Source organism: Kallipyga gabonensis, from assembly GCF_001286805.1.
GTDB classification, from domain to species: domain Bacteria; phylum Bacillota; class Clostridia; order Tissierellales; family Peptoniphilaceae; genus Kallipyga; species Kallipyga gabonensis.
The window spans coordinates 65219-90721 of record NZ_CXYV01000002.1 but is presented as its reverse complement, the minus strand read 5'-3'; the positions used below and the strand labels follow the sequence as shown (position 1 = coordinate 90721).

Genomic DNA, 25503 nt, shown 5'->3' with positions numbered 1-25503 from the left:
GACAAGCACTTCCCAGGGAAGTGACACAGTCTATTGTATCAAAGAAAGGATGAGCCATGGCGAAAGTATTGAAGCGGGACCAGGTCCCCCTTGAAGAGACTTGGAATTTGACGGACATTTACCCCAATGAGGAGTCCTACGAGGAAGTGTTGAAAAAGACTCTGGACGGAGCAAAGGCCTTCCGGGAAGACTACCGGGGGAAAATCAAGGCTGCCGCAGATGTGGTAGAAGCCCTCAAGGCCTATGAGGCCCTCCTCATGGACCTGGATGATTTGAGTAACTACGTTTCCCTCCATGAAGAGGCGGATACCCGGAATCCGGTCCATATGGCCCGGTCCCAACGCTTCACCGATCTTATGGCGGGGTTTGAGCAGGATCTGTCTTTCCTGGAGCCGGAGTTGGCAGCCCTGTCCAAGGAAGTCCTCAAGGAGGCAGGGATCCAGGATCCATCCTATACCAACTATCTGGACAAGATGATTCGGAAGAAGGACCACCTCCTGTCTGACAAGGAAGAAGGCATTTTAGCCGCTATGGGTCCCGTTTTGGATGCCCCCTACCAGATGTATGCGGACATCAAACAGGGAGACATCCGCTTCCCGGCCTTTGAAGTGGACGGGGAAGAGGTCCACATGACCTACAACGCCTTTGAGAATTCTTTTGAGACCTCGGCCGATACGACCCTTCGCCGGAAGGCCTCCCGGGTTTTCTATGACCAGCTGGATAAATACAAGTCGGGGACGGCATCGGCCTACCTGACCCAGGTCCGGCGGGATAAAATTGAGGCCTCCCTCCGGGGCTATGATTCGGTTTTTGACTTCCTTTTGGATCTCCAGGATGTGGACCGGGACCTCTATAATCGCCAGATCGATGTCATTATGCGGGATCTCGCCCCGGTCATGCAGAAGTATGCCCGCTATCTCAAGGACCTATACGGCCTGGAGGAGATGACCTCCTTCGACCTCAAGGCTCCACCAACCTCCGGGGAATCGGAAGAGATTTCCTTCCAGGAGGCCGGTGAATATATCAAGGACGGTCTCTCCCTCTTAGGGCCCGACTATGTGGCCATGTTGGACCAGGCCTTTCATGAACGCTGGATTGACTATGCGGAAAATGAAGGGAAGTCCACGGGGGCCTTCTGCGCCTCCTCCTACAATGTCCACCCCTATATTTTGACCTCCTTCAACCGCCAGATCAACGAGGTCATCACGCTCTCCCATGAGCTGGGCCATGCGGGCCAGGACATTCTCACCAACAAGAACCAGAACATCCTCAACACCTACCTGTCCATGTATTTTGTGGAAGCCCCTTCGACCGCTAATGAGATCATCATGGGTAACTACCTCCTGAAGAAGGCTGGGGAGGACAAGGAAGTGAAGAAGGAAATTATGGGCCAGATCATTTCCCAGACCTACTACCATAACTTTGTCACCCACCTCCTGGAGGCCGCCTACCAGCGGGAGGTCTACCGGATTATCGATGAAGGCGGGGCTTTCGATGCTGACCGCTTGTCCGAGATCTATTGGAAGGTTCTGACCGACTTCTGGGGACCGGAGGTCAAGATCATGGAGGGATCCTGCCTGACCTGGATGCGTCAGCCCCACTACTACATGGGCCTCTATTCCTACACCTATTCCGCCGGACTCACCATCGGGACAGAGGTGGCCCGGCGAATCATGGAGGAAGGGGATCCGGCTGTTCAGGATTGGCTGGAGGTCCTCCGCCAGGGAGGATCCAAGAAACCGGTCGAACTGGCCCAGATGGCCGGAGTGGATATTCGGACGGAAGAGCCTCTTCAAGACACAATCCGTTATATTGGAGAATTGGTCGATGGCTTGGTGGAGGAATAAGCCCCACAAGAGAGGAAAAAAGGCTGTGCCGGTAGTGAACCGGCACAGCCTTTTTGTGTGTGGAAGAAATTATTTTTCGGCGACATTGATGTTTTTCTTGGCCAGCCGACGGGTCTTGAAGTCGGAGAGAAGGTCATAGATGGTGGAGAAGATGGGGAGGAAGAGGAGCATGCCGAAGATCCCCATGGTGGACCCGCCGATGATGACGGCCAGGAGGACCCAGATGGCGGGAAGACCAACGGATTGCCCAACAATCCGGGGGTAGATGATGTTGCCGTCAAACTGCTGTAGGACGAAGATATAAACCATAAAGCCCAGACCCTGGGTCAGGGAGATAGAAGAGATGGTTAGCGTCCCGATAAGACCGGCGAGGACAGCACCCACCATAGGAATGAGGGCACCGAAGGCGATGAGAACCGAGACGGCCAGGGCCAGGGGAAGGCCCAGGATCTTCATGCCGACGAAGCACATGAAGCCCAGGGTCAGGGCTTCTCGGAACTGGCCGGTGAAAAAGTTATAGAAGTTGTCATAAGCCGTATAGAAGACGTACATAAACTTGTCGACGATACTCTCCGGCAGGCTGGCATAGAGGAGTTGCTTGGCCTGGGTGCCCAGGGTTTCCTTGGCGGCCAGCATGTAGATGGTAAAGACCAGGACCAGGAAGGCATTGAGAAGGCCGGAAAAAACGGCATTGATGGTGGGGAGGACCGATTGGATGAAGGAGCTAAAGGATAAATTCCCCCGGGGGCTGATATACCGCCAGAGATAGTTGGGGAGGGAGATGGATTGGAGATTATCCAAACCTTCGATGAGGGGCTTTTGAACCGGACCCATCCACTTGGCGTCTTTGAGGAAGGCGGAGAGCTTATCCAGGAAATCCGGAATCGCCAGGATGATGGTCCGGAGGGAATTAAAAAGTTGAGGGAGGATCAGGGAGAAGATCAGGACCAGGATGGCGATGATGAGGATAAAAGAAAGGAGGATGGCCAGGGCCCTCTTGCCGCCACGGCCAATGGGGAGCTTATCCAGGATCTTGTTTTCGATGACGGACATAAACATGTTGACCAGGAAGGAGACCATGATGGCCATCATAAAGGGGGAGATCATACCCAGGAGGTAGGTGAAGCCATTCCAAATGGCATTAAAATGGGAAAGAAGCATAAAAATGAGGATGGAACAGGTAATAATGAACAGGATCAGTTTAATCTGCTGCTTTTCTTCTTTTGTAAACCGCATGGGCCACCTCCGCTCTAGTCGTTCTTCCCTGGTATTTTATCATAGGCGGACCATCTTTGGTATAATTGAAAGAGTGCATACAAGGAGGTTGCTATGGATCCAATTCTTGTCATTATGGCGGCGGGCATGGGGTCCCGCTACGGGGGCCTCAAACAGGTCGATCCGGTGGGACCGGGAGGGGAGGTCATCATGGACTACTCCCTCTATGATGCTTACCGGGCAGGCTTCCGTCGGACCATCTTCATCATTCGAAGGGAGCATGAGGAGGTTTTCCGTGAGGCCGTGGTCGGCCACTTGCCCCGGGACATGAAGGCGGATTTTGCCTTCCAGGATCTCCGGGATATGCCGGGGGGAGAGGTTCCCGATGGAAGGACCAAACCCTGGGGAACCGCCCAGGCCGTCTATGCGGCTCGAGGTCTAATCGATGGCCCCTTTGCCGTCATCAATGCGGATGATTACTACGGTGACCGGGCTTTTTCCTTAATTTATGATTTTTTGGCTCAGGATCCGGGAGCCGACATCCCCACTCACGCCATGGTGGCCTACAAGCTCAACAAGACCCTGACGGCCAACGGGTCGGTTTCCCGAGGGGTCTGCCAGGTGGAGGGGGGTTACCTTGCCCGCGTAGTGGAGCACACTCGAATTTTCCAGGAAGGGGAAGATGGGAGGTCCCTGGTCGCCGGTGAAGACGGAAAAGATCGGGAAATCCTCCTCGCCGGAGACAGCCCTGTGTCCATGAATTTCTGGGGCTTTCGGCCTTCTTTCATGGGGGCCATTGAAGATGAGCTTCTGTCTTTTATCAATAAGGAAGTCCCCGAGAATCCATTGAAAGCGGAGTGTTACCTGCCTTCGGTTATCACCCGACAACTGAAAGAGGGGGATGCCCGGGTTCGGGTCCTGACCACGGATCAGGCATGGATGGGGGTAACCTATCAGGAAGATAAGGCCAGAGTCCGAGAAGGCTTTACCCGGAAGGTGGAAGAGGGAACTTATCCGTCGCCGCTTTGGAGGGAGTAAAGAGGGTAATATATTCATTGGAATGTGCGTATTGGAAACGAAAAAGAATAAGCTTGAACGGAAAGAATAATGAGGAGGATAGGATGAAAGTTTTAGTGATTAACTGCGGATCATCTTCGTTGAAATACCAACTTTTCGACATGGATGGGGAAAAGGTTCTGGCCAAGGGCCTCGTTGAAAGAATTGCCATTGAAGGTTCCCGCATCGAGCAGGAAAGTGATAAGGGAGAATTTGAGCTGGAGACGGCTATTCCCGACCATAAGACGGCGGTTGAGCTGGTCTTCGATGCTCTGACTTCTCCGGACCATGGGGTCATCAAGGACCTTAAGGAAATTGATGCTGTCGGTCACCGGGTGGTCCATGGCGGAGAAAAAGTCACCAAATCCACCATCATCGACCAGGAAGTGTTGGATGCCATCAAAGAAGTGGTTCCCTTTTCTCCCCTCCACAACCCCGCTAATCTTCAGGGAATCCAGGCCTGCTCCTCTCTCCTTGAAGGCAAGCCCCAGGTCGCTGTCTTTGACACTGCTTTCCACCAGACCATGCCTAAGGAAAACTTTGTTTATCCCATTCCTCTTTCCTACTATAAGGATCAGGGCATCCGTCGCTACGGCTTCCACGGAACTTCCCACAATTTCATCACCAACCGGGCGGCTGAACTCCTGGGCAAGCCGGTAGAGGAAGTGAACCTCATCTCCTGCCACCTGGGCAACGGGTCTTCCATCACCGCCGTCAAAAACGGCAAATCCATTATGACCTCCATGGGCCTGACTCCCTTAGCCGGCCTCCCCATGGGGACCCGGTCCGGTGACCTCGATCCCTCCATTATCATCTATATGATTAAGCAGCTGGGTATGAGTCCTGAAGAAGTGGACAAGGTTCTCAATAAAGAATCCGGCGTTCTGGGCATTTCCGGCCTTTCCTCCGACTTCAGAGACCTGGAGAAGGGGGCGGAATCGGGGGATGAAGCCTGCCAGCTGGCTCTCAAGATCTTCCACTCCCGCTGCCGGGAAACCATCGGTGCCTACGCCACCATGATGGGCGGCCGGATTGATGCCATCACCTTCACCGGCGGCATTGGCGAGAACGGATCCAAGGACCGGGAAGCTATCTGTGACGGCCTGGAGATTATCGGGGTAAAGTTGGATAAGGAAATCAACAACCAGCGTAAGCCCAAGGAGAAGACCATCTCTGCCGAAGATTCCGCGATCAAGGTTATGGTGATTCCTACTGACGAAGAGCTCATGATTGCCCGGGACACCAAGCGTCTGGTTGAAGGAAAATAAGCGGAAGGAAATTAAAAAGGCTGTGCCGGAACAGTTTGTTTGTTCCGGCACAGCCTTTTTTTGCATTGTAGCATTCAGGAGTTTAAGTTTTGCTGTACGCTGGGGATCTTTGACCCTGATTGTCTGGGAATAGGCAGATTGTCAGGGATCCTGGCCCCTGATATTCTCAGGATTAAACAAAATGTCAGGGTTGAGAGGCCCTGACATTTTTGCTATCTGCCAAAATAACAGGGCCATTTTTTGCCCTGATATTCTTGAAATTTTCCAATTTGAGAGGGTTTCATCCCCTGATAATCTTTCAATCTGCTCATTTATCAGGGATTTTTTGACCCTGATTTTTTTGAGGTTCTACGAATTGTCAGGGATCCTGGCCCTGATATTCTCATGAATTTCTTAATTGGTAGGGTTTTTAGTTCTGCGGGGGCCCGGGAGATGGCGGATCATGAGGTTTCCTAAGGAAGCTTTGTTCTGACAAGGCCCCGGATTCCGCTATGAGCCCCCCTGGTCTAGCTCCGGATCCGGATCTGCTGGCCTTTTCCTGTGATCTCTGTGAGGAAGGTTTTTGTTTGAGCCTGGTAGTGGTCCCTGAAAAATTGGGTGATGTCCATTTTCTCCCGGAAATGCATGGGGATGAACATCTGGGGCTTGAGCCGTTGGATCATGGCCATGGGGCCGAGGAAGGCGTTTCCTTCCAAGCGGGGGTCTAAAGGAGCAAAGAGAATGTCGACAGGGAATTTTTCCAGGTCATCCAGGATTTCCATAAAGTCACTGACTTCCCGGTCCTGATCTTCCTCCGGCCAATCCGGCCATTTCCAGGCGTTGAGATCACCGGCGTGGAAGAAGGAAATCCCGCCTAGTTCAAAGAGGATGGAAATGCCTTGATCGGTGGATCCGAAGGCCGTCCAATGGATGTCTTGAAAGCTTTGGCTATCACCGGGTTCCAGGCGAAGAGTTCGGCTTGGATCATAGATGATTTTTTTGCGACGGGTTTCTTCCACGGTCGAGGAGAGCTGGATGAACTTGCCGTCAGATGAAGACTCTTCCACATCCGTGGACAGGACAAAGGTCGCATTCTCCGCCCCTTTCATAGTGAAAATTCGAGGGTTATAGTGGTCGCTGTGGGCATGAGTAACAATGAAAGTGATGGGTTTATCCTTGGGAAGGGGTAAGGGACCCTGGATATAATCCACAACCAGGAAGCGGTCGGGGAAGTCCAGGGAAAATCCGGAATTATAAAGATAGGTGAGGGTAATAACCGTTGGCATATGACCTCCTTTGATTTTTTCATCATTTATTCTCTTTATATACCCCTCCATTCCTCTATTAGATCAAGTCGGTAGAGAGTGCAATCTTTTCTCAATCCTGGGTATAACATAAAGAAAGTATCCATATTGTGAAGGAAGGGACGATGAGGATGAAAAGGACAAGACAGGAAAAGATTGACCGGATTGTTGACCGGATCAAGTCCGACAAAAAGCCGGGACAAGGTCAACTGGGTATCGAGATGGAGCATATGATTGTCGATCGGGAGACCGGACGGCGAATTTTCTATGAAGGTCAGCCCGGTGTCCTGGAAATCCTGGAGGAGTTAGCTCGAATGCCGGGCTTGGAACCGGTTCGTATCAATGGCCATATTGCCGGAGTTCGCAATGAGGATATGGCCGTATCCATTGAGCCCGGGGCTCAGTTTGAACTCTCCATCCCTCAGGCAAGGGACATCAAAACCCTGGAAGAACGTGCACAAAAGGGCTACAACCTCCTTCTTCCTGTCCTTGAAAAATACGGCTACGGTATGATGGCTTTGGGGGCTGATCCTGATAATCAAGCCCTGGATGTTCCGATTATCGCCAAGGAACGCTACCGGATTATGAACAATTGGCTAGGAGCCCACGGTTCCCATTCCCGGAAGATGATGCGGCTTTCCTGTGCCCTGCAAGTCTCCATCGACTACTTTGGACCCGAAGATTTTCAGAAAAAATACCGCATCCTAACCGCCATGGTTCCTATCCTCTATACCCTGACGGATACTGTCTCCCGGCTTAGTGGAAACAAGTTGGATAAGTTCAATGCCCGACAGGAAATTTGGCGGGGGACAGATCCGGACCGGACCGGCTTGATTCCTACCAGCTTTGAGGAGGATTTTTCTTTTGCTTCTTATGCAGATTGGCTGCTTGACCGGGTCATCCTCTTCCGCCTGGAAGGGGAAAAGGAAGTTGAAACCGGGGATATAACTTTGTCCCAGGCCATGGATCAGGCGGAATCTGAAGAAGAGTGGAGTGGGCTCATTGACCAGGCTTTAGGCATTGTCTTTCCGGATATTCGGGTTAAAGGATTTTTGGAAATCCGACCCATGGATGCCCTTCCGCTTGACCTTTCTTTGGCGGTCACAGCGATGATCAAGGGGCTTTTCTATGATATGAATAATCTGGATCGACTGGACCGTAAGTTTAAGACGGTCTCTATCGACCTGGTTGAGCGAGGGATGGATTCCGGACGAGATAACGGGATTCACGGCTATTATCTTTCCGACTACTTTGCCAACTGGGGAATCAAGCTCTTGGATCTGGCTCAAGAAGGGCTTTCTGAAGAGGAAAAGGCCTATTTAGCCCCCCTCCGTAATCTCTGGTCCCACTTGGAAACGCCTCGGATTTCTTATGAAAAAATAGAGGAAGAAGAGGGATGGGAAGGCCTACGCCGAATTCTTCTTGCACGGAGGAAAGAAGGAGTGAGATAATTCCATTCAATGACCGGGCTCAGAGAAATAGATAGGAGTTCCATGTTTACGAATCAATTTACTGAAGACTATATCCGAATGGTCATGGACCAAGCTCGGATTTTTGAAGAAGACTACCGGGGAATCATGGAGAGGTCGGAGAATAAGCGAAGACTGATCCACGGTAATCCTGTTCCCATGACCTACCAGGGCTTTTATTTTGAGGAAAAGGATGAGGCTTTTTTTGCCTCTATTCTCCGCACCATGGCCTCCATCGGACAAAAGGTGACCGATAAATTTTTGGAGGACCCATCCTACCGGAAGGCTTTCCGCTTTTCTGCCCCTTTGGAAGACCTGATCCTGATCGATCCGGGCTATACAACCCCGGTTCCTGTCGGTCGTTATGATATTTTTTATAATGGAGAGGGAGATTTCAAATTTTGCGAGCTCAATACTGACGGATCCTCAGCGATGAATGAGGACCGGGTTTTAGGTAAGCTCCTCCTCCGGTCAAAAGCCATGGAAGCCATGTCCCGGAATTGGGAGATCTCCCGTTACCCTCTTTTCCGTCCCCTGGTCCATGCCTTGACCCAGGAATATAAGAGATTAAAAGGTAAACTTCCCCAAACGGTGGCCATCGTCGATTTCGATGATAAAATGACGGAAAAGGAGTTTCGTCACTTCCACGAAGTCTTTGAAAAAGAAGGCTTCGATTGTACCCTGACTGACCCCCGGACCATGGAATACCGGGATGGGGTTCTTTATGGAACGGATCCCTACACGGGCAGGGAGGCAGCCATTGACCTGGTTTACCGCCGGATGGTGACTTCGGATTTCCTGGACCGGATGGAGGAGTGTGGAGATTTTCTCCAGGCTTATCAGGACCAGGCTTTTATCATGATGGGATCTTTCCGTTCCCAGATTATGCATTCCAAGATGATCTTTAAGGTTCTCCATGATCCGGCAACCCTGGAGATTCTTAGTCCCATGGAAAGAGATTTCGTCAGGGCACATGTTCCTTTGACCAGGGAAATCTTAACCCGGGAGGATAAAAACCGGGTGAAATCAGAAAAAGATGATTGGATTCTTAAACCCTATAACTCTTACGCTTCCCAGGGGATCCTTTTGGGACGGGAACATAGCCAGGAAGATTGGGATGAGATTGTGGATGCATTGGCCCTGGACGAGTATGTTTATCAGGAGTTTGTTGAGGTTGATCCTACCCCCTTCCTTCATATGGAAGATTATGAATTTAAGGTGAGAAAGTTCAGTCATGTTATCGGCCTCTTTATGTACATGGAGAAATTTGCCGGCATCTATGCCCGGATCGGTCAGTCGGGAATCATTTCCGGAGCCAGGGACTATTTTGCCGCCCCCGCCTATCGGGTTAAACTAAAAGCCGCTGATCGTTTTGAGGAAGAAGGTTGAAGAAAGGAAGGAATGTTTATGGTATATGAACAATATGAAAGGGGACAAGAAGGCCCCTTGGCCGACCAGCCGACTGGATCCTCCCCCTTGCCAGAAAAGGACCTGGTGGAGATCGAGGGGAAATACCCCAAGCCCCAGGATGCCCTGGAGGACTGGGCCTTCATTAACTTCCATAAGTATGATAAATTGGCTGAACTGGCCCTGCCGGAAAAATGGTATTATGGGGACACGCCCCCAAAGAATAATAAAGTTCCCCTTCTTAAAAACTACCTGAACTACACCTTTAAGCGCCTCGTTCGCGAGGAGAAGAAGATTCGCATCACCAAGGATACCCCGCCCCAGGAGACCTATGCGGCCTTTAACACCGGGCTAGTTGACCGAAAATATGATGATATCTACGCCCTCTTTAAGCAAAATACGAAGTTTGAGTCTTCCTTCTGGTATCTCTTGGACTTTGTCGTGGCCGGGGAAAATGTGGGTAAGACCCTGGTTCGGGTTTTCAATCCCTTACCTGGCCGGGCGGACTATTTTGAAAATAAGGTCGAGAACATGCTCTATGACTCCTCTACGGGCGAACTCTCCTGTGACTACCCCCATATTATCGTCGAGCGGACCCGTCGATTGCCCATGGAATTTCTGGAAGATAATCTTGCCCGGGACATGATGGAGATTGACGGCATGACTCTCCAAGAGGCCTACCAATCCTCCGACCGCTACCGGTCCAAGATTTTCTTCCAGAAGTTGGGCGAGAAAATCGAGGACAATCAGAGGGTCTTCAACCGGCTCAAGAATCGCTTACAAGATGCCGTGGATCTGGCGATCAAGCGGGTTGAGTGGAACTACAAGACCGCCATCCCCATGTATAACCCCCGGTCCAACAAGGGCTCCCTCCTTCTCCCCCTTTGCCTGATGGATGACAACCGGGTCGACCTGGCCCTGGTGGTCGTCCGTCATCCTTCCGGTTCCTATCAGGGAGAAACTATCCTTCCCCTCTTCCTGGCCTACAGCAACTCCCGCCTGGTCTCCCGCCCCGACAGTGACTGGCTCAATACGGATTCCATCAACATCCTTTCTTATGAAGACGATGAGAATGAGGATGATGAGTATTAATCCCGGGGAAGCCCGTCCCTAGGTAAGGCCATGATTCCGCCGCCTCCAAGGGAAGCCCTTCCCTGCTATTTTAGAGAATTGAGCTGCCCCCCTAAAGTTGGACCAAAAAATCCAACTTTAGGGGGGCATTCTAGAGAGCGGTGCTTTTTTATTGGGACGACTTGATTACCTCCGGCGGGATGACGTGATTACTTCCGGTCCATGGATTTTTTCATCTGTTGGATGACCAGGGCCTGTTGGGCCTTGGCTTCAGCAGCCACCATTTGGTCGATGGCATCCCTGGCTTCAGCATCAACCTCATCACCTTCGCTGTTCGCCACTTTTTTTAGAACCAGGACCGTCCGGGCCGGTGAGTAGATCTGGATTCCCTGGTCAAAATCGGCCATCTCCATGGTCTTGGTTTGGTAAATATAATCTTCGTCGATCCGGCCGAATCCTCCGAATTCTTTCCGGTCGGAAGAGAAGACTACGCGGTAGCCTCCTTCCTGGTAGATGGGGAGGACGAAGTTTTCTACGGAATCGGTGGGGTGGAAGTTAAAAAGGAAGATGTAGGCATTATTCCGGTAGGCCACAATTTTACGGTGCTCGTCCATCCAGAGGAGTTGGACATTCTTGGGACCCATAATCCCGGTCTTCTTAGCGAACCGGATCATGGCCCGGTCAAATTCCAGAAGATAGGAGTATTTCAGGAGGTCATCGTCCGCCAGGTGCCACTGGCGGCGGGCATAGTGGTAGGACCAGCCGTTTTCCAAACGGGGGAAGTCGATCCATTCAGGATGGCCGAATTCATTGCCGATAAAATTCAAATAACCATCGGCCCCGGTGGTCAGGGTAATAAAGCGGATCATCTTGTGGAGGGCGATGGCCCTGTCGATGATGTAGTTGTCGTCATCCTTGCTCATGTGCCAGTAGGCTTCCTGGTCCGTCAGCCAGAAGAAGAGGGTTTTATCCCCTACAAGAGCCTGGTCATGACTCTCTGCATAATTGATCCGCTTTTCCATGGGCCGGTGGGTGGTCACTTCGTAATAGATGTCATTGACCGACCAGTCATGGTCATCCTTTTTCATGTTTTTAATCCAGAGGTCAGGGACCCCCATGGAGAGGCGGTAGTCAAAGCCGATCCCGCAGCGGTCGATTGGCAGGCAGAGTCCGGGCATGCCGGACATATCTTCCGCTACCAGCAGGGCATTGGGGGAGAGGGTGTGGATCAAGTCGGAAGCCAGGGTCAGGTAGGTAACCGCATCGGTATTGGTATTGAGCGAAAAGTACTTGCTGTAATCCGTGAAAGCTGTTCCCATGCCGTGGTCCCAGTAGAGCATGGAGGTAATGCCATCGAAACGGAAACCGTCAAAATGATATTCTTCCATCCAGAACTTGAGGTTGGAGAGGAGGAAGTGGATAACGTCCATCTTTCCGTAATTGAAACACATGGAATCCCAGGTTTCGTGGAAGCCGCGAGGGCCGGGAACAAAGAATTGCTCTTGACTTCCGTCAAAGAAGGCCAGACCCTCGGCCTGGTTCTTGACGGCATGGGAGTGAACCAGGTCCATGAGGACCCCCATGCCCATGGAGTGAGCCTTGTCGATCAGGTACTTGAGGTCTTCCGGGGTCCCGAACCAGGAGGAGACAGCGAAAAAGTTGGAAACATGGTAGCCGAAGGACCCGTAATAGGGGTGTTGCATGATGGCCATGAGCTGGATGACGTTATAGCCGGATTTTTTGATCCTGGGCAAAGTGAGGTCAGCAAATTCACGGAAGGAAGAGACCTTACCTTCTTCCTGGGCGATGCCGATATGAGCTTCATAGATAAAGGGGGGAACGTGGCGGGAAAGCTTGAAGTGAGGAGTCTTCCACTCATAGTCCTCCTCCGGGTCCCAGATTTGACCGAGCCAGTCGATGGATCCGTCCTCACGGACTTCCTGAATGACTCTTTTTATATAGAGGGGGATTTTATAATGGTCCTGGTTTTGGTATTGGAGAAGAACCTTGATCCTTTGACCGTGCTTGAGGGCATCTTTTCCCTTTAGGCAGATTTCCCAGTCCCCGTTTCCCATGGCCCGGAGGGGATGGGTATAGGGCTGCCAGTCATTGAAATCGCCAACCAGGAAAAGGTGAGCGGCAGCCGGGGCCCATTCCCGGTAAACCCAGCCGTCTTCCACCCGGTGGAAACCATAGTAGTGGTGTCCATTGGCAAATTCCGACAGGGAAGAGACTGTGTTTTGGATTTCTTTCTTTTTTGTCAGGTAGTTATTTTGCCGAAGGATCAGGTCGTCCTCATAGTCAGCCAACCAGGGGTCCAGGTCAATGGCACGGGCGACAGCCTCTTGAATGGGGTCTTTATTCATGTGAGCCTCCTACTATCCGGGGGATGCCGGTTTTTTGATATGGATCACGGATCTTGATCGGGTTAAGGTGAAATCGTTCTCACCTAAGTATATCATTATTATTACGACTTGGGGGAACATTATGATAAGATTTAAGAAGAAGTGCGGAAGGAAAGTCCTTCCATTTTCAAGATAGAGGAGAATGTCATTATGGAGTACGAAGATCGCTACCGGCAGGAAACGCCGAAGAAATATAAAAAGAAAAAAGCGAATAAGCCGGACCCGGACAAGTCGACCATTTTTACCGTGGTCATTGTGGTTGCCCTGCTTTTGCTGATTATCTGGTTTGTAACCAAGCAGTTCATCCGGGTTATGGGCGGGTCATCCTATGAAGACCAGCCAGCCATCGAATCTTCTGAAGACCTGACGGCTCTCGAGTCGGCCTCCGAGGAGGAATCGGATGAGGATGAAAATGAGGACAACTCCGGTTATGATATGCAGGCGGAAGGAAGCAGGAGAGATTCCATGGAAGAAGCCCCTGAGCCTTTGACGGAAGGACCCGGCGACTATGCCGAACCCAAAACTTGGGTGGGAAAGACCTTTCAAGTCAACGCCAGGTCCAATGTCCGATCAGGGCCGGGCACGGGGTCAACCATCATCAATGCGGCCAATCCGGGCAATACCATCACCGTAAGGGAAGCAAAGATGGAGGCAGATTCCGTTTGGTGCCATGGCCAGATCAAACGGGAGAATGGGGAGACCTTTGAAGGCTGGATTTACGGTTGGTCTTTGGATGCCGACCCGGTTGAAGAATAAGGGGAGACCGCCGGCCGTCCGGCGGTTTTTTCGATAAGGAGGGGATATGGAATTGTTTCGACTCGCTTGCGGCATGCCAAAGATCCGCCTGGGGAGGATGGATCTCAACCGGCAAGCGATGGAGGAGATGGCTCGGGTCATGGCCCGGGAAGAAGTGGATTTAGCCCTGTTTCCGGAGGGAACCCTGACCGGTCATACGGTCGGAGATCTTTCCGGTCAGGAGTTTTTCTGTCAGCGGGCCTGGGAGGAGGCGGAGTCTTTAGCCGACCGAACGCAGGACTTGGACCTGGCCCTGGTCTTTGGTCTTCCTCTTATTTCCGGTGGGGGAGCCTATTGGGCCATGGTCCTGGCTTACCGGGGGGACCTCATTGTCCTGGGAAAGAGGGGTCCGGAGCCCCCGGAAGAATCCCCCTTCTTTTTGGAGGAGGCCGGCCATACCTTCAAATCCCTCTCCCTGGCCTCTATCTCGGATGACCAGGCCGCCCGCCTCTCTCCGGACAGAATCTCGGAAGCGACCGACCTTTTTCTCCTGGCTCAAGCCCGGCCCTTCCTTCCGGGGAAGGCTAAGGCTCGGAGGAAGGCCCTGGAGGTCCTGACGGCAGACGGCCTGGCCCTGGCCATGGTCTCGGCCTGTCCGGGTGAGTCCACTACAGACCGGGTTTATTCCACCCAGGCCCTCATCGCGGAAAATGGCCATATCCTGGCCGAGAAGAAGGAAGGAGAGGGAGAAGGCTTCATCTATGCCGACCTGGACCCCTTCCTCCTGAAGAAAGCCCGAGAGAGATACCGGTCCCGCCTTCTCTTGCCTCGGGTTCAGACGGACACGGAGGAGGAGATGGACCCGCCCTTCCATCAGACGACAAGCCGGACCTATCCCAAACACCCTTTTTTGCCGGAAGATGAGGAGGGTTTGGAAGAGACCCTGTCCATCCAGGCCCTTGGTTTGGCCCAGAGAATGTCAGCCATAGGGACCAGGGATGTCTGGATCGGAATTTCAGGGGGGCTGGATTCTACCCTGGCTCTTCTGGTCGCCCTCCGGACCTTCAACCGCCTGGGCTTGGAGGGTAAAGGGATCCATGCGGTTTCCATGCCGGCCTTCGGATCCTCGGAGAAAACCAAGGGAAATGCCCGAAAGTTGGCACGGTCCCTGGACTTGGACTTCCGGGAGATTGACCTGGAGGAGGTTCTCCGGATCCACTTCCGAGACATTGGCCTGGAGGAAGGAGATCGGTCCCTGGCTTTTGAGAATGCCCAGGCCCGGGAGCGGACCCAAATTCTTTTCGACCTGGCCAACCTTCATGGGGGTCTGGTCCTGGGGACAGGGGACCTTTCCGAAATTGCCCTGGGCTGGGCCACCTACAACGGGGACCAGATGTCCTCCTATGGGGTCAATGCCTCCATTCCCAAGACCCTGGCCAGGGCACTGGTTCGCTATGAGGCGGATAGTTTCCGGGAAAAAGGGGAAGAGGAATTGGCCCGGGTTCTCCTGGATGTGGTGGAGACCCCGGTTTCTCCGGAGCTCCTTCCTCCAAAGGATGGGGAAATTGCCCAGAAGACTGAAGAAATTATCGGACCTTATGACCTTCATGACTTTTTCCTCTATTACTTCGCTCTCTATGGGGCCGGTCCCCGGCGGATTTTGGACTATGCCGACCGGGCTTTTGAGGAATACAGCCGGAAGGAAATCCTGGCCTGCCTCCGGATTTTCTATGACCGTTTTTTCAAGAATCAGTTTAAGCGGTCAGCCATGCCCGATGGCCCACAGGCCAGCCCGGTTTCTTTGTCTCCCAGAGGGAATTGGACCATGGCCTCGGATTTGGACGGGCGAGTTTTCCTCGAAGAGGTGGATGCCCTCCTGGAAGGTGAAAAATAGACGAGGATCGGGTATCAATAGAGAAATCGATTTTTCATCTTCAATGATAGTAATGTGATAAAATAAATTAGAAATGAGTCAATCATGCGAGGAATCTTTATTTCTTTAGAGGGATCCGACGGGTCAGGAAAATCGACCCTGGTCCATGGCCTGAGGGAAAGAGTTCGTCAGGCCGGACTGGATATGGACTTCACCCGGGAGCCGGGCGGGACCCCCATCGGTGAAGAAATCCGGGACATCCTCCTGGATAACCGAAACACGGAGATGGACCCTCATTGCGAAGCCCTCTTGTATGCCGCAGCCAGGGCCCAGCACACGTCCCAACGCATCCGTCCCAACCTGGACCGGGGCCGGCACGTTTTTACGGAACGCTTCGTCCTATCCTCTTTGGCCTACCAGGGCTATGCCCGGGATTTGGGGATTCCGGAGGTGGAGGCTATCAACGATTTTGCCACCGGAGGTCTCCGGCCGGATTTAATTTTATACATGGATGCCGACCCTCTTGACCTTTTGAAAAGGAAGGAAAATCAGGGGGAAACAGACCGGCTGGAAAAGTCGGGCATGGACTTTTTCCGGAGGATCCGGGAGGGGTATGAAAAGGCGATCGAAGCCAGCAACCAGGTCTACCGGGTGGATGCTCTGGCTCCTCCGGAGGAAATTCTGGAGGCTTGTTGGCAAACAATATTAGAAAGAATCGAGGCATTATCATGAAGCTATTGATTTGTATCGTCCAAGATGGAGATGCCGCCAGCTTGATGGAAGAGTTAGTGGAGAATTCTTTTCGGGTGACTAAGCTTTCTTCCACCGGTGGCTTTCTAAAGAGCGGAAATACCACCCTCTTTTTAGGGGTGGAAGATAACGAAGTGGATTCGGCCCTGGCCGTCATCAATAAAAATTGCTCCAGACGAACCGCCGTTACCCCTATCATGAACCCCCAATTGGATCCCGGCATGTATCCTTCCATCCCTGTGGAGGTTGAAGTGGGCGGAGCAACCATCTTCCAGCTCGATATTGATACCATGTACCGACTCTAGGAAGGGCGGGCATGGCAAAGCGACAAGACAAGCTTTTTACCGGCCTTTTTGATTCCTACGAGGGAAGCAGGGAAGAGGAAAGAGAGATTCTCCGTCAATCCGGTTTATTTTTTGACCGGGACCACCTTGCCCATGCCTTTCTTTTGGAAGGGGGCCGCAAAAGGGTCCGAAAAGTAGCCCGGGCTCTGATTCTCCGCATCATGGTAGATTTTGGCGGGGTCGATAGGGACCGTATCCTTTCGGGATCGGCAGCGGATCTTTTCTTCGAGGGAGAGGACAAAATATCCATCGACCGGGTTCGCCAACTCACCGCTCTCATGTATCAAAAGCCCATCCAGGGGGACTATAAAGTCATCTTTTTGGAAAAGGCGGATACCATGCAGGGACCGGCCCAGAACGCCCTCTTAAAGTCTCTGGAAGAGCCTCCCGGCCATGTTGTCTGGATTTTGGGAGCAGGGCAGCGGTCAAAGCTTCTTTTAACCGTACAGTCACGGCTTCGGATCCTTTCTCTGGGCAGGGAAGACACTGCGGTCGATGACCCCTTAGCCTTAGATCTTCTGGGAGACCTTCTGACGGGGAAGGTAGAGGGGATATTCCTCTCTAAAGCACTTTTAGAAAATTGGCAGGAGGATTATTCTGCCCTTTTAGATGCCTGGATGTATTATTTACATGAAATTATGGCCTATCAATCGGGAAGCGGAGAATTGCCGGGGCCTATCTCCTGCCGGTCAAACCTGATCGATTTGGCACAAGCAACCAACATCGACAGGATCAGTCGCGCCCTACTTTCCATTGAGAAAACCCGTCAGGGCCTGGAAAAAAACTGGAACCCAAAACTTGCCCTTGAGGATCTCTGCCTTCATTTAGCAGGGAAACAGGGCGTTTCTATATAGAGGAGGAAAGTATGCAAGAAGTCATCGGTGTCCGATTTAAGGCCACCGGGAGGTTGGAATATTACCGCCCCGGAAAGGAAGTTTTCCGTTTGGATGAGGGGGCCATCTGTCCTTCTGACCATGGATTGGAGTTCGGTCATGTGGCTCTTTCGAATATTAGCCTGCCGGATGACCTCCTGCCCGATGAGATTCCCGAATTGGTTCGGAAGGCTACGGAAGAAGACCTGAGAATCCATGAAGATAATGTCGATCGTGCAAAAGAAGCCATCGAATTTTGTAAGGTAAAAATTGCAGAAGAAAAATTGGAAATGAACCTGGTCGGGGCGGAATTCACCTTTGACCGGTCCAAACTCATTTTTTACTTTACCGCTGACCACCGGGTGGACTTTCGTAAACTGGTTCGAGAATTGGCACAGAATTTCCACACTCGGATCGAACTCCGCCAGATCGGGGTCCGGGACCAGGCTAAACTTTTGGGCGGGATCGGCCCTTGTGGCCAGGAGTTTTGCTGCCACCGTTTCATGCGGGATTTCGACCCTGTTTCCATCAAGATGGCCAAGACCCAGGGTCTATCTCTCAATCCCACCAAGATCTCCGGTATCTGCGGCCGGCTCATGTGCTGCCTGAATTATGAGCAGGAAGTCTACCAGGCCAATACAAAAAAAGTCCCTCCCAAGGGAACTTTGGTCCTAACGGAAGACGGTCAGGGCCACGTTGTGGACCGGGATGTTCTTCAGACCCGAGTCCGAGTCCATGTCTATAAAGATGACGGGACGGAGGATGAAAAATACTATAGTGTAGATGCTATTGAAATCCTTCAAAAGCGGAAAAAAGGTCACTCCAAACCTGACCTTTGGGAAGGCATGGAGGATCATGACTTTGTGACGGAAGGGGAGAAAAAGGCCCTCCGTGAGGAAGAACTGGCAGCGAACAGGGCGGATGACGAGGAGGAATCGGATGAAGAAATTACCCGAACCTGCCCCTGTCCTTGTCGCCGGGAAGAGGAAGATTCGGGGGCTATTTCTGAACAAGATCCGGAGATTGGGGGAAAAGAGGATTTTATAGAGGAAAAGTTGCCGGAAGACGGTGACGATGAAGAAGAAAAACATTCTCCGGAAAAGAAAACAGAAGAAACTCGTCCTTTCCAGGAACCTTACGCGGCGAAAGGGAGAGTGAAGCCAAAAAGAAGAAAGATGGGCCGGAGACGGAGGAGGAAGTAAGGACGAACAGGAAGAGGCTGATGAGGATGGAAGTCCATGTCTTTTTCTTGACATTCAGCCACTTTCTGGTATGATGAATTTGTAACAAGGCATGAAGGTTTGGCTAGAAAACCTTACATAAAAGAGGAGGAAATTTATGGCTTATAAAATCTTGGACACCTGCATTGCTTGCGGGACCTGCATGGACGAATGCCCCACCGGTGCAATTTCTGAAGGCGACATCTATGAAATCAATCCGGATGTCTGCATCGATTGCGGTGCTTGCGCGGGTGTTTGCCCCACAGACTCCATCATTCCTGACGAAGACTAGTCAGTAGGTCATCGGGCTCCCCTTCCGGGGGAGCCTTTTTTTATTGAAAAAGGAGGAGACTATGCCTGAGAATATGGGCGTCCTTATTGTTGTCCCTACCCCAATAGGGAATAGGGAGGATATTACTCTGCGTAGCCTTAAGGTTCTACGGGAGGCAGACCTTATTGCCTGTGAGGACACCCGACATTCCGGTCCCCTTATGGACTACTATGAGGTCCATGCCCCTTTGATTTCTTATGAAAAATTTAATGAAGAAACCCGGTCTCAGGAAATATTGGACCGGGTGGCGGAGGGAAAGAAGGTCTGCCTGATCTCCGATGCGGGAATGCCGGGGATTTCAGACCCCGGTTCAATTCTTATCCGTCACGCCATCGACCGCGGCCTTCCTTTTACCGTTTTGCCCGGGCCTTCTGCAGCAGATGCCTGCTTTGTGGCATCAGGATTGGGTCGGGGGACCTATGCCTTTTTGGGTTTTCTTCCACGAAAAGGGAGAGAGCGTCAGGAAGCCCTGGAAAATCTTGACCGGATGGAAATGGCTGCAGTCATCTATGAGGCTCCCCACAGGATTCGGAAGACTGTAGATGAATTCGGTAAACGCTGGCCGGAGCGGAGGATGGCCCTCCTTCGTGAATGGACCAAGGCCCATGAAGAACGCTTATCTTTCCTGGGCAAGGAAGTTGAAGAGATTGACCTTGTCGAAAAGGGAGAGTTTGTTTTGGTCCTGGAAGGCCGGGATCCGGAGGAAGAAGCCCCTGACATGGACAGGGTGGTCGACCGCCTGCAGACCCTGATCGACCAGGGTTGGTCGACCAAGGATGCGGTCAAGGAAGTAGCCGAATGGTCAGGCCTGGCTAAAAATGACCTCTATCAGGAAGCTCTAAATATTACAAAAATGAAATAAATACGGGCAAATCCCTCCAAAAGCTTGAAAAAGACTTGAAAGCCTCAAGCGGCCTATGTATCATTAACAAGTCAACTATCGGTAACAAAATAGTTACAAAAGCAAATTTTGGAGGACTAATGAGAGACTACTCTTTAAGAAAACAAATTCTACTCTTTGTGGCAATATTCGCCCTTTCCGTCATTTTTGGAACATGGGCCTACGCCAACCGGCCTAAGGATATCTCTGTCAACTTGGACGGTGAAGAGATGGAAATCCGGACGGAGCAAGCAACACTCAGGGAAGCCCTTATCGAAGCCGGATATACGAATTTAGAAGACGCTCATTCTTCGCTTGACCTGGATGCCTCTGTGGAAGATGGGATGGAAGTTGAAGTGGAGACAAAAAAAATTGTCCATTTCCGCGATGGCAAAGAGACCAAGACCTGCACGAGTTACGCAGCGACAGTGGGGGAATTCCTTGATGAAGAAAATGCCCAATTTGACCGGGATGATGAAATTGAACCGGCTCGGTTGGCCAAGCTGGAAGATGGGATAAAAGTTTCTCTTGACCACATCGATCGGAAGGTGGATGAGGAAGTCGAGGAGATTGCCTTTGACGTGGAAACCCGGAAATCCGACAAGCTCTATAGGGGAAAAAGTAAGGTGGAGCAGGAAGGAAAGAAGGGGCAGCGGACCATCACCACAGAACGGATCTATAAAAATGGAGACCTGGTCAAGGAAACCGAGCTGAGCAATGAGATCACCAGCGAGCCGGTCAAAAAAATTGTCATTCAAGGTACGAAGAAGGCTCCGGCAGCCGCAGGGAGTTCTTCTGCAGCCTACACTCTGGGCCAGTTCATGCATAAGGGCGTGATCAATTGGGGCGGTTACCGCTTTACTTACTATTCTCAATCCGTCCTTCCCGGCTACGGACTCCGAATTCCCGGAAGGCACGTCAACGGGGCCGGCTATGTCTGCGACGGGAACGGCTACATTGTTTTGGCCGGTTCTGCACCCAAAGGAACGGTTTATCCCACACCATTCGGTGGGCCCGGAAAGATCTATGATCGGGGAACCGTGGGCAACCACCTGGATGTCTACATTCGATAAGAAAAAGCCCAACACGATGAAGATCCTGTCAGATTGGTTCGCCGATCTGACAGGATTTTTTGATTTGAGGTAAAATAGGTTGACTCCCATTCGGGATTCCTTTTGCAGAAAGGGAAATCCTGACATGGAATTTTGTACCGGCGAATGGAGGAAAGGATGAAATACTTTGGAACAGATGGTTTCCGTGGGGAAGCCAATAAGGAGCTGACAGCAGCCCATGCCTATCGAATCGGGCGTTTCCTGGGCGATTATTATAAAAAGAATTTTGAAGGGGATGAAGCCAATCCCCGTCCCCGGATCGTGATCGGGAAAGATACCCGGCGTTCCTCTTATATGCTGGAGATGGCCCTGTCCGCAGGGATCACTTCTTCCGGCTCGGATGCCTATCTTCTCCATGTGACAACAACCCCCAGCGTATCCTACTGCGTCCAGGCGGACGACTTTGCCTGCGGGATTATGATCTCGGCCAGTCACAACCCCTTTTATGACAATGGGATCAAGCTTATTGGGGAAGAAGGGGCCAAGATGGAGGAGGATATTCTCCAAGAGATCGAGGATTACATTGATCGGGACGAGGACGACCTTCCCCTGGCCGAACAGGGGGAGATCGGGGAAGTTCGAGATTATGTCGTTGGTAGAAACCGCTATACGGGCTACCTGATTTCCACTGCCCTCCGGTCCTTTAAGCGGGTAAAGGTCGGTCTGGACTGTGCTAATGGTGCCTCCTTCATGATCGCCAAGAACGTTTTTGATGCTCTGGGGGCAGAAACCTATGTGATTAACAATAAGCCCAACGGGGTCAATATCAACCGGGATGCCGGATCCACCCATATCCACCAGCTGGTTGAATTTGTCAAAAGTGAGGGATTGGATGTGGGCTTTGCCTTCGATGGGGACGCCGACCGTTGTATTGCCGTTGATAACAATGGGGAAGTGGTCGATGGGGATGCCATCCTTTACATCGCCGGAAACTACCTCAAAGACCGGGGGCAACTGCATAAGAACATGGTGGTCACCACCGTCATGTCCAACTTCGGCCTTTACAAGGCCTTGGAGGCATCCGGCATTGATTATATTCAGACTAAGGTAGGGGATAAGTTTGTGGCAAAGGAACTCATGGATCATGGCTACTCCATTGGCGGTGAGCAGTCGGGACATATCATCTTCTCCAAGTATGCGACAACAGGCGACGGGATCCTGACCGCTATTCGTCTGGCGGAAATTATGGTGGAGGAGAAGACCGACTTAGCCAGCCTCCATGCCCCTCTTAAAGCCTATCCCCAGGTTCTGGAAAATGTCCGGGTCAAAGACAAGAAGACTGTTCTTCATAACGATGCGGTTCTCGCAGCCATTGATCGGGTTAAGACGGGCCTGGGTGAAGAAGGGAGAACCCTTGTCCGGCCCTCCGGAACCGAACCCGTCCTTCGGGTCATGGCGGAGCATCTGAATCCGGATGTCTGCCAGCAGGCTGTCGATGATATTGTTGAGGCCATCAGTCAAGCGGGGCTCCTGGCATGACCTTTCCTCAACCGGCCAGAGACATCATTGCCCGCTTGGAAAGTGCCGGTTATGAAGCCTGGGTGGTAGGAGGTGCGGCCCGGGATGCTTACCTGGCTGCCAATCCCATCAAAACCGGACAAATAACGGGCCCCTTGGGCCGGATGAAGTCTCTTTTCCATAATAAAGAAGAGGAGCCGGTTTGGGGCGAGGGAGTTGACCTCCACGACATTGACTTTGCCACAAATGCCCGTCCTCAGGAGGTCGAGATGGTTTTCTCTGACTGCAAGACCGTCGATGTGGGCAAGTCCTTCGGCACGATCAAGGTGGTCTGGAAGGACCTCCCCTATGAAATTACGACCTACCGGTCAGAGGAGGGCTACCGGGATGGCCGTCACCCCGACCGGGTGACCTATGCGGACAAGATTGAGGAGGACCTCCTTCGCCGGGACTTTACCATGAACGCTATGGCCTACCACCCCGAGAGGGGGCTCCTGGATCCTTTTGACGGAAGGGAAGATCTCAAAAAGAGCCTCCTCCGGGCGGTAGGAAATCCCGAGGACCGAATCGAAGAAGATGGCCTTCGGATGCTCCGGGCCGTCCGCTTTGCTGCCCGGCTAAGTCTGATCCTGGAACCCCACCTCCGGAAAGCGATCGAAAATCACAAGGAAGACCTGAACAAGATTTCTATGGAGCGGTGTCTGGAGGAGATGACCCGGATGTTGATGGATAAGTCCGCCGGCCGGGCCATGGAGGCCATGGAAAACCTGGGCCTTCTTCAAGTTCTCATCCCTGAAATCGACTCGCCCCTGGCAAAGCAGCGTTACGACTTCCTTCCACACGAAGATTTTTATCGTTGGGCCTGTCTTCTCTCTTCGGTTTCCCCCAAGCAAGGGGATAGCCGGTCCCGATGGGCAAAGAAGATTTTAAGGAGATTCAAATCCTCTAATGAACTTCATAATCGGGTCGCCCTTCTTCTCCGCGAGGATCTTGAACTTCCGAAAGACCTTCCCCATGCCCAAGCCTTTGTCGGAGACCTGGGAGATATGGCTACGCCCTACCTTCTTTTCCGCAAGTCGGGGCCGGATGCCTTCCGGGAAAGAAAAAAATCTGAAATTGGTCGGAGAAGGGGTCCGGGTTCCCGATTGGAGAACTATCGCGAAGAAATTATCCGGGCCATGGACTTGGTGCGGACGGTAAAGCGGAACAGTCTTCCCACGCAGATTTCCGATTTATCAATTGGAGGTCGGGATCTGATGGATTTAGGTTATAATCAGGGGAGACAAATCGGGGAGACTCTGGAGGAGCTCCTGAACCTGGTCATCGAAGGAGAGCTTGAAAATACCCGGGAAGCCCTCATGGCCCATGCAAAAAAGGCTCGAGGGTCTTCCGATGGAGAAGGCTCTATTTCGTAAGCAAGCCGGTTAGGCAAGGAGATAGAATGAAAACAATAATCATTGCCGACTCATCAGCCGATATGAATAAAGACATTAAGGAGTCAAGCTCGATCGTCAGCGTTCCCCTGTCGATCGATGTCAATGGCAATCATTACGTGGACGACGATTCCATTGATCTGGCCCAGCTTCGTGCGGATATTCGAGCTTCAGAGGAAGCCGCGAAGACCGCCGGGGTCCCTCCTCGCTTTTTTATCGACCAAGGTCAGGGGAGAGACCGGGTTTATATGGTCACCATTTCCAGTAAGCTTTCGGGGACCTATTCCAATGCCCTTATTGCCGCTGAAGAGCTCGAAGAATCGGGGAAGGAAGTCTACGTCTTTGATTCCCTGTCCGCGTCCTCGGGAGTGACGGCTGTGGCTTGTAAGATCCGGGAATGCTTAGGCTTGGAAATGTCCGGTGAAGAAATCCGGAAGACCGTCCAGGCCTATGTGGATGGCCTGAGGACCTGGTTTGTTCTGGATGATCTTTCCACCTTATCCAAGTCGGGACGGATGCCCAGAGTGGCAGGACGATTGGCTAAGGGACTATCCATCAAGCTCATCAGTCGAGGGGAAAGAGGGAAGATAGCGGTAGATTCGATCAAACGGGGGATGAAATCCGCCCTGGAAGCCTTATGTCAGAAGATCGAAGATGACCCGGTTGATTGGTCTGAACGAACCCTTTACATCTCTCATGTCCAGGCAGAAGAAAGGGCCAACTTTATTAAAGACCGGCTCAAGAACCTTCCGTTTAAGGATGTACAGATTCTTTCCGCCAAGGGATTGGTAACGGTTTACGCTAATGAAGGTGGCGTGGTCGTAGCCTATTAGTCGTTAGATCCTGGTTGTTCGAAAAACTGTCTGCTTTTTTGTCGAAGTCCCGGCCTTGGCCCGGGACTTTTTTAATCAGCATTGTTAGGGAAGTAATGGTTTTGCGAATTTTTTATTAGGAATAAAAAAAACGAGAAAAATTTCTAAAAACCCCTTGTATTCTTGAATAATTATGGTATAGTAGTAATGGTGTAAGTTGTTAGTTATAGATAACAATCTCCCGTAGACTTGTGTATCACTTGATTAACGGGAAAAATGTTAACTTTGGTGGACAAGAATCAGTCTTGTAGAAAGGAAATCAAAATGTTGAAATTTTTCTTGGGTCATGACAGTGATAAGCGGAATAACAAAAAGGCAAGCCAGCACTCATCCATGGGTTTCATCTCCAACCACGATTTTAAGGAACCTGTTCGCATGATGAGCGATTTTGGCGGTGTCATCGTTATTTCCCCCATGCACGCCATTAACCAATAAGAAAAAGCCCTTGACAAAGGGCAAAAATCAATGCTGACATTGGCATGGATATCCATGCCAATTTTTTTTGTCATTTTTTCAGTTAGCAGCTATTAACAAAAGGATAATCATATGTTAATATAGGCTTACGATAGTACATAGGATTTCAGATATAGAGAGGAGGAAAG

The 25503-nt window shown here is 51.6% G+C and carries 22 protein-coding genes; 19 read left to right on the top strand and 3 right to left on the bottom strand.

Annotation, left to right across the window (positions count from 1 at the left end):
• The first annotated feature begins 56 nt into the window (after positions 1-56).
• Positions 57-1847: an oligoendopeptidase F gene (gene pepF, locus BN2373_RS01820; RefSeq protein ID WP_053942492.1), complete on the top strand. Its 1791-nt coding sequence runs from the start codon at positions 57-59 to the stop codon at positions 1845-1847.
• 69 nt (positions 1848-1916) lie between these two features.
• On the opposite strand, the gene BN2373_RS01815 is transcribed toward pepF, so the two are convergent.
• A complete protein-coding gene (locus tag BN2373_RS01815; protein WP_053942491.1) occupies positions 1917-3083 on the bottom strand; it encodes an AI-2E family transporter in 1167 nt (388 codons plus the stop codon).
• 93 nt (positions 3084-3176) lie between these two features.
• On the opposite strand from BN2373_RS01815, the gene BN2373_RS01810 reads away from it, so the two are divergent.
• Positions 3177-4100 (top strand): nucleotidyltransferase family protein, encoded by a 924-nt coding sequence (locus BN2373_RS01810; RefSeq protein WP_053942490.1) that lies wholly within the window; start codon positions 3177-3179, stop codon positions 4098-4100.
• A gap of 83 nt (positions 4101-4183) precedes the next feature.
• Complete coding sequence (locus BN2373_RS01805; protein WP_053942489.1) at positions 4184-5386, top strand: acetate kinase; 1203 nt, start codon at positions 4184-4186, stop codon at positions 5384-5386.
• Positions 5387-5892: 506 nt separating this feature from the next.
• Here BN2373_RS01805 and BN2373_RS01795 read toward each other — a convergent pair.
• Positions 5893-6651, bottom strand: coding sequence for an MBL fold metallo-hydrolase (locus BN2373_RS01795; protein WP_053942487.1), 759 nt, complete (start codon positions 6649-6651; stop codon positions 5893-5895).
• A gap of 143 nt (positions 6652-6794) precedes the next feature.
• Here BN2373_RS01795 and BN2373_RS01790 point away from each other — a divergent pair, with 143 nt between their 5' ends.
• From BN2373_RS01790 to BN2373_RS01780, 3 genes are read left to right on the top strand one after another with little or no spacing between them, the layout of a single operon-like run.
• A complete protein-coding gene (locus tag BN2373_RS01790; protein ID WP_053942486.1) occupies positions 6795-8120 on the top strand; it encodes a glutamate-cysteine ligase family protein in 1326 nt (441 codons plus the stop codon).
• A 42-nt stretch (positions 8121-8162) separates the two neighbouring features.
• Complete coding sequence (locus tag BN2373_RS01785; protein WP_053942485.1) at positions 8163-9527, top strand: glutathionylspermidine synthase family protein; 1365 nt, start codon at positions 8163-8165, stop codon at positions 9525-9527.
• Between the two features lie 18 nt (positions 9528-9545).
• On the top strand, positions 9546-10637 hold the full coding sequence (locus tag BN2373_RS01780; protein ID WP_053942484.1) for a DUF3825 domain-containing protein: 1092 nt from the start codon (positions 9546-9548) through the stop codon (positions 10635-10637).
• Positions 10638-10825: 188 nt separating this feature from the next.
• Here BN2373_RS01780 and BN2373_RS01775 read toward each other — a convergent pair whose 3' ends face one another.
• On the bottom strand, positions 10826-12982 hold the full coding sequence (locus BN2373_RS01775) for an alpha-amylase family glycosyl hydrolase (RefSeq protein ID WP_074017941.1): 2157 nt from the start codon (positions 12980-12982) through the stop codon (positions 10826-10828).
• A 189-nt stretch (positions 12983-13171) separates the two neighbouring features.
• On the opposite strand from BN2373_RS01775, the gene BN2373_RS01770 reads away from it, so the two are divergent.
• The 13 genes from BN2373_RS01770 to BN2373_RS07800 all read left to right on the top strand — a co-directional run bounded on the left by BN2373_RS01770 (position 13172) and on the right by BN2373_RS07800 (position 25336).
• Complete coding sequence (locus tag BN2373_RS01770) at positions 13172-13777, top strand: SH3 domain-containing protein (protein WP_154826106.1); 606 nt, start codon at positions 13172-13174, stop codon at positions 13775-13777.
• A 46-nt stretch (positions 13778-13823) separates the two neighbouring features.
• Positions 13824-15650, top strand: a complete 1827-nt coding sequence (gene nadE / locus BN2373_RS01765) for an NAD(+) synthase (RefSeq protein ID WP_053942482.1) — start codon at positions 13824-13826, stop codon at positions 15648-15650.
• Positions 15651-15734: 84 nt separating this feature from the next.
• Positions 15735-16361: a dTMP kinase gene (gene tmk, locus BN2373_RS01760; RefSeq protein WP_082337959.1), complete on the top strand. Its 627-nt coding sequence runs from the start codon at positions 15735-15737 to the stop codon at positions 16359-16361.
• Positions 16358-16684: a cyclic-di-AMP receptor gene (locus BN2373_RS01755; RefSeq protein ID WP_053942480.1), complete on the top strand. Its 327-nt coding sequence runs from the start codon at positions 16358-16360 to the stop codon at positions 16682-16684. The genes tmk and BN2373_RS01755 overlap by 4 nt, the downstream gene beginning before the upstream one ends.
• 11 nt (positions 16685-16695) lie before the next feature.
• Positions 16696-17577, top strand: a complete 882-nt coding sequence (locus BN2373_RS01750) for a hypothetical protein (protein ID WP_053942479.1) — start codon at positions 16696-16698, stop codon at positions 17575-17577.
• Positions 17578-17588: 11 nt separating this feature from the next.
• Complete coding sequence (locus BN2373_RS01745; protein WP_053942478.1) at positions 17589-18797, top strand: PSP1 domain-containing protein; 1209 nt, start codon at positions 17589-17591, stop codon at positions 18795-18797.
• A 136-nt stretch (positions 18798-18933) separates the two neighbouring features.
• Positions 18934-19107 (top strand): DUF362 domain-containing protein, encoded by a 174-nt coding sequence (locus BN2373_RS07620; RefSeq protein ID WP_019133306.1) that lies wholly within the window; start codon positions 18934-18936, stop codon positions 19105-19107.
• A 61-nt stretch (positions 19108-19168) separates the two neighbouring features.
• Positions 19169-20008, top strand: coding sequence for a 16S rRNA (cytidine(1402)-2'-O)-methyltransferase (gene rsmI / locus BN2373_RS01740; protein ID WP_053942477.1), 840 nt, complete (start codon positions 19169-19171; stop codon positions 20006-20008).
• A gap of 119 nt (positions 20009-20127) precedes the next feature.
• Positions 20128-21099 (top strand): G5 domain-containing protein, encoded by a 972-nt coding sequence (locus BN2373_RS01735; RefSeq protein WP_053942476.1) that lies wholly within the window; start codon positions 20128-20130, stop codon positions 21097-21099.
• A 156-nt stretch (positions 21100-21255) separates the two neighbouring features.
• The gene (gene glmM, locus BN2373_RS01730) at positions 21256-22617 is read left to right on the top strand and encodes a phosphoglucosamine mutase (RefSeq protein WP_053942475.1); all 1362 of its coding nucleotides are present in this window, start codon (positions 21256-21258) and stop codon (positions 22615-22617) included.
• The gene (locus BN2373_RS01725; RefSeq protein WP_053942474.1) at positions 22614-24011 is read left to right on the top strand and encodes a CCA tRNA nucleotidyltransferase; all 1398 of its coding nucleotides are present in this window, start codon (positions 22614-22616) and stop codon (positions 24009-24011) included. Before glmM ends, BN2373_RS01725 begins: the two co-directional genes overlap by 4 nt.
• Positions 24012-24037: 26 nt before the next feature.
• On the top strand, positions 24038-24862 hold the full coding sequence (locus BN2373_RS01720; protein ID WP_053942473.1) for a DegV family protein: 825 nt from the start codon (positions 24038-24040) through the stop codon (positions 24860-24862).
• Between the two features lie 303 nt (positions 24863-25165).
• Positions 25166-25336 carry a hypothetical protein gene (locus tag BN2373_RS07800; RefSeq protein ID WP_156296231.1) on the top strand — a complete coding sequence of 57 codons (171 nt, stop codon included), beginning with the start codon at positions 25166-25168 and terminating at the stop codon, positions 25334-25336.
• The last annotated feature ends 167 nt before the right edge of the window (positions 25337-25503 follow it).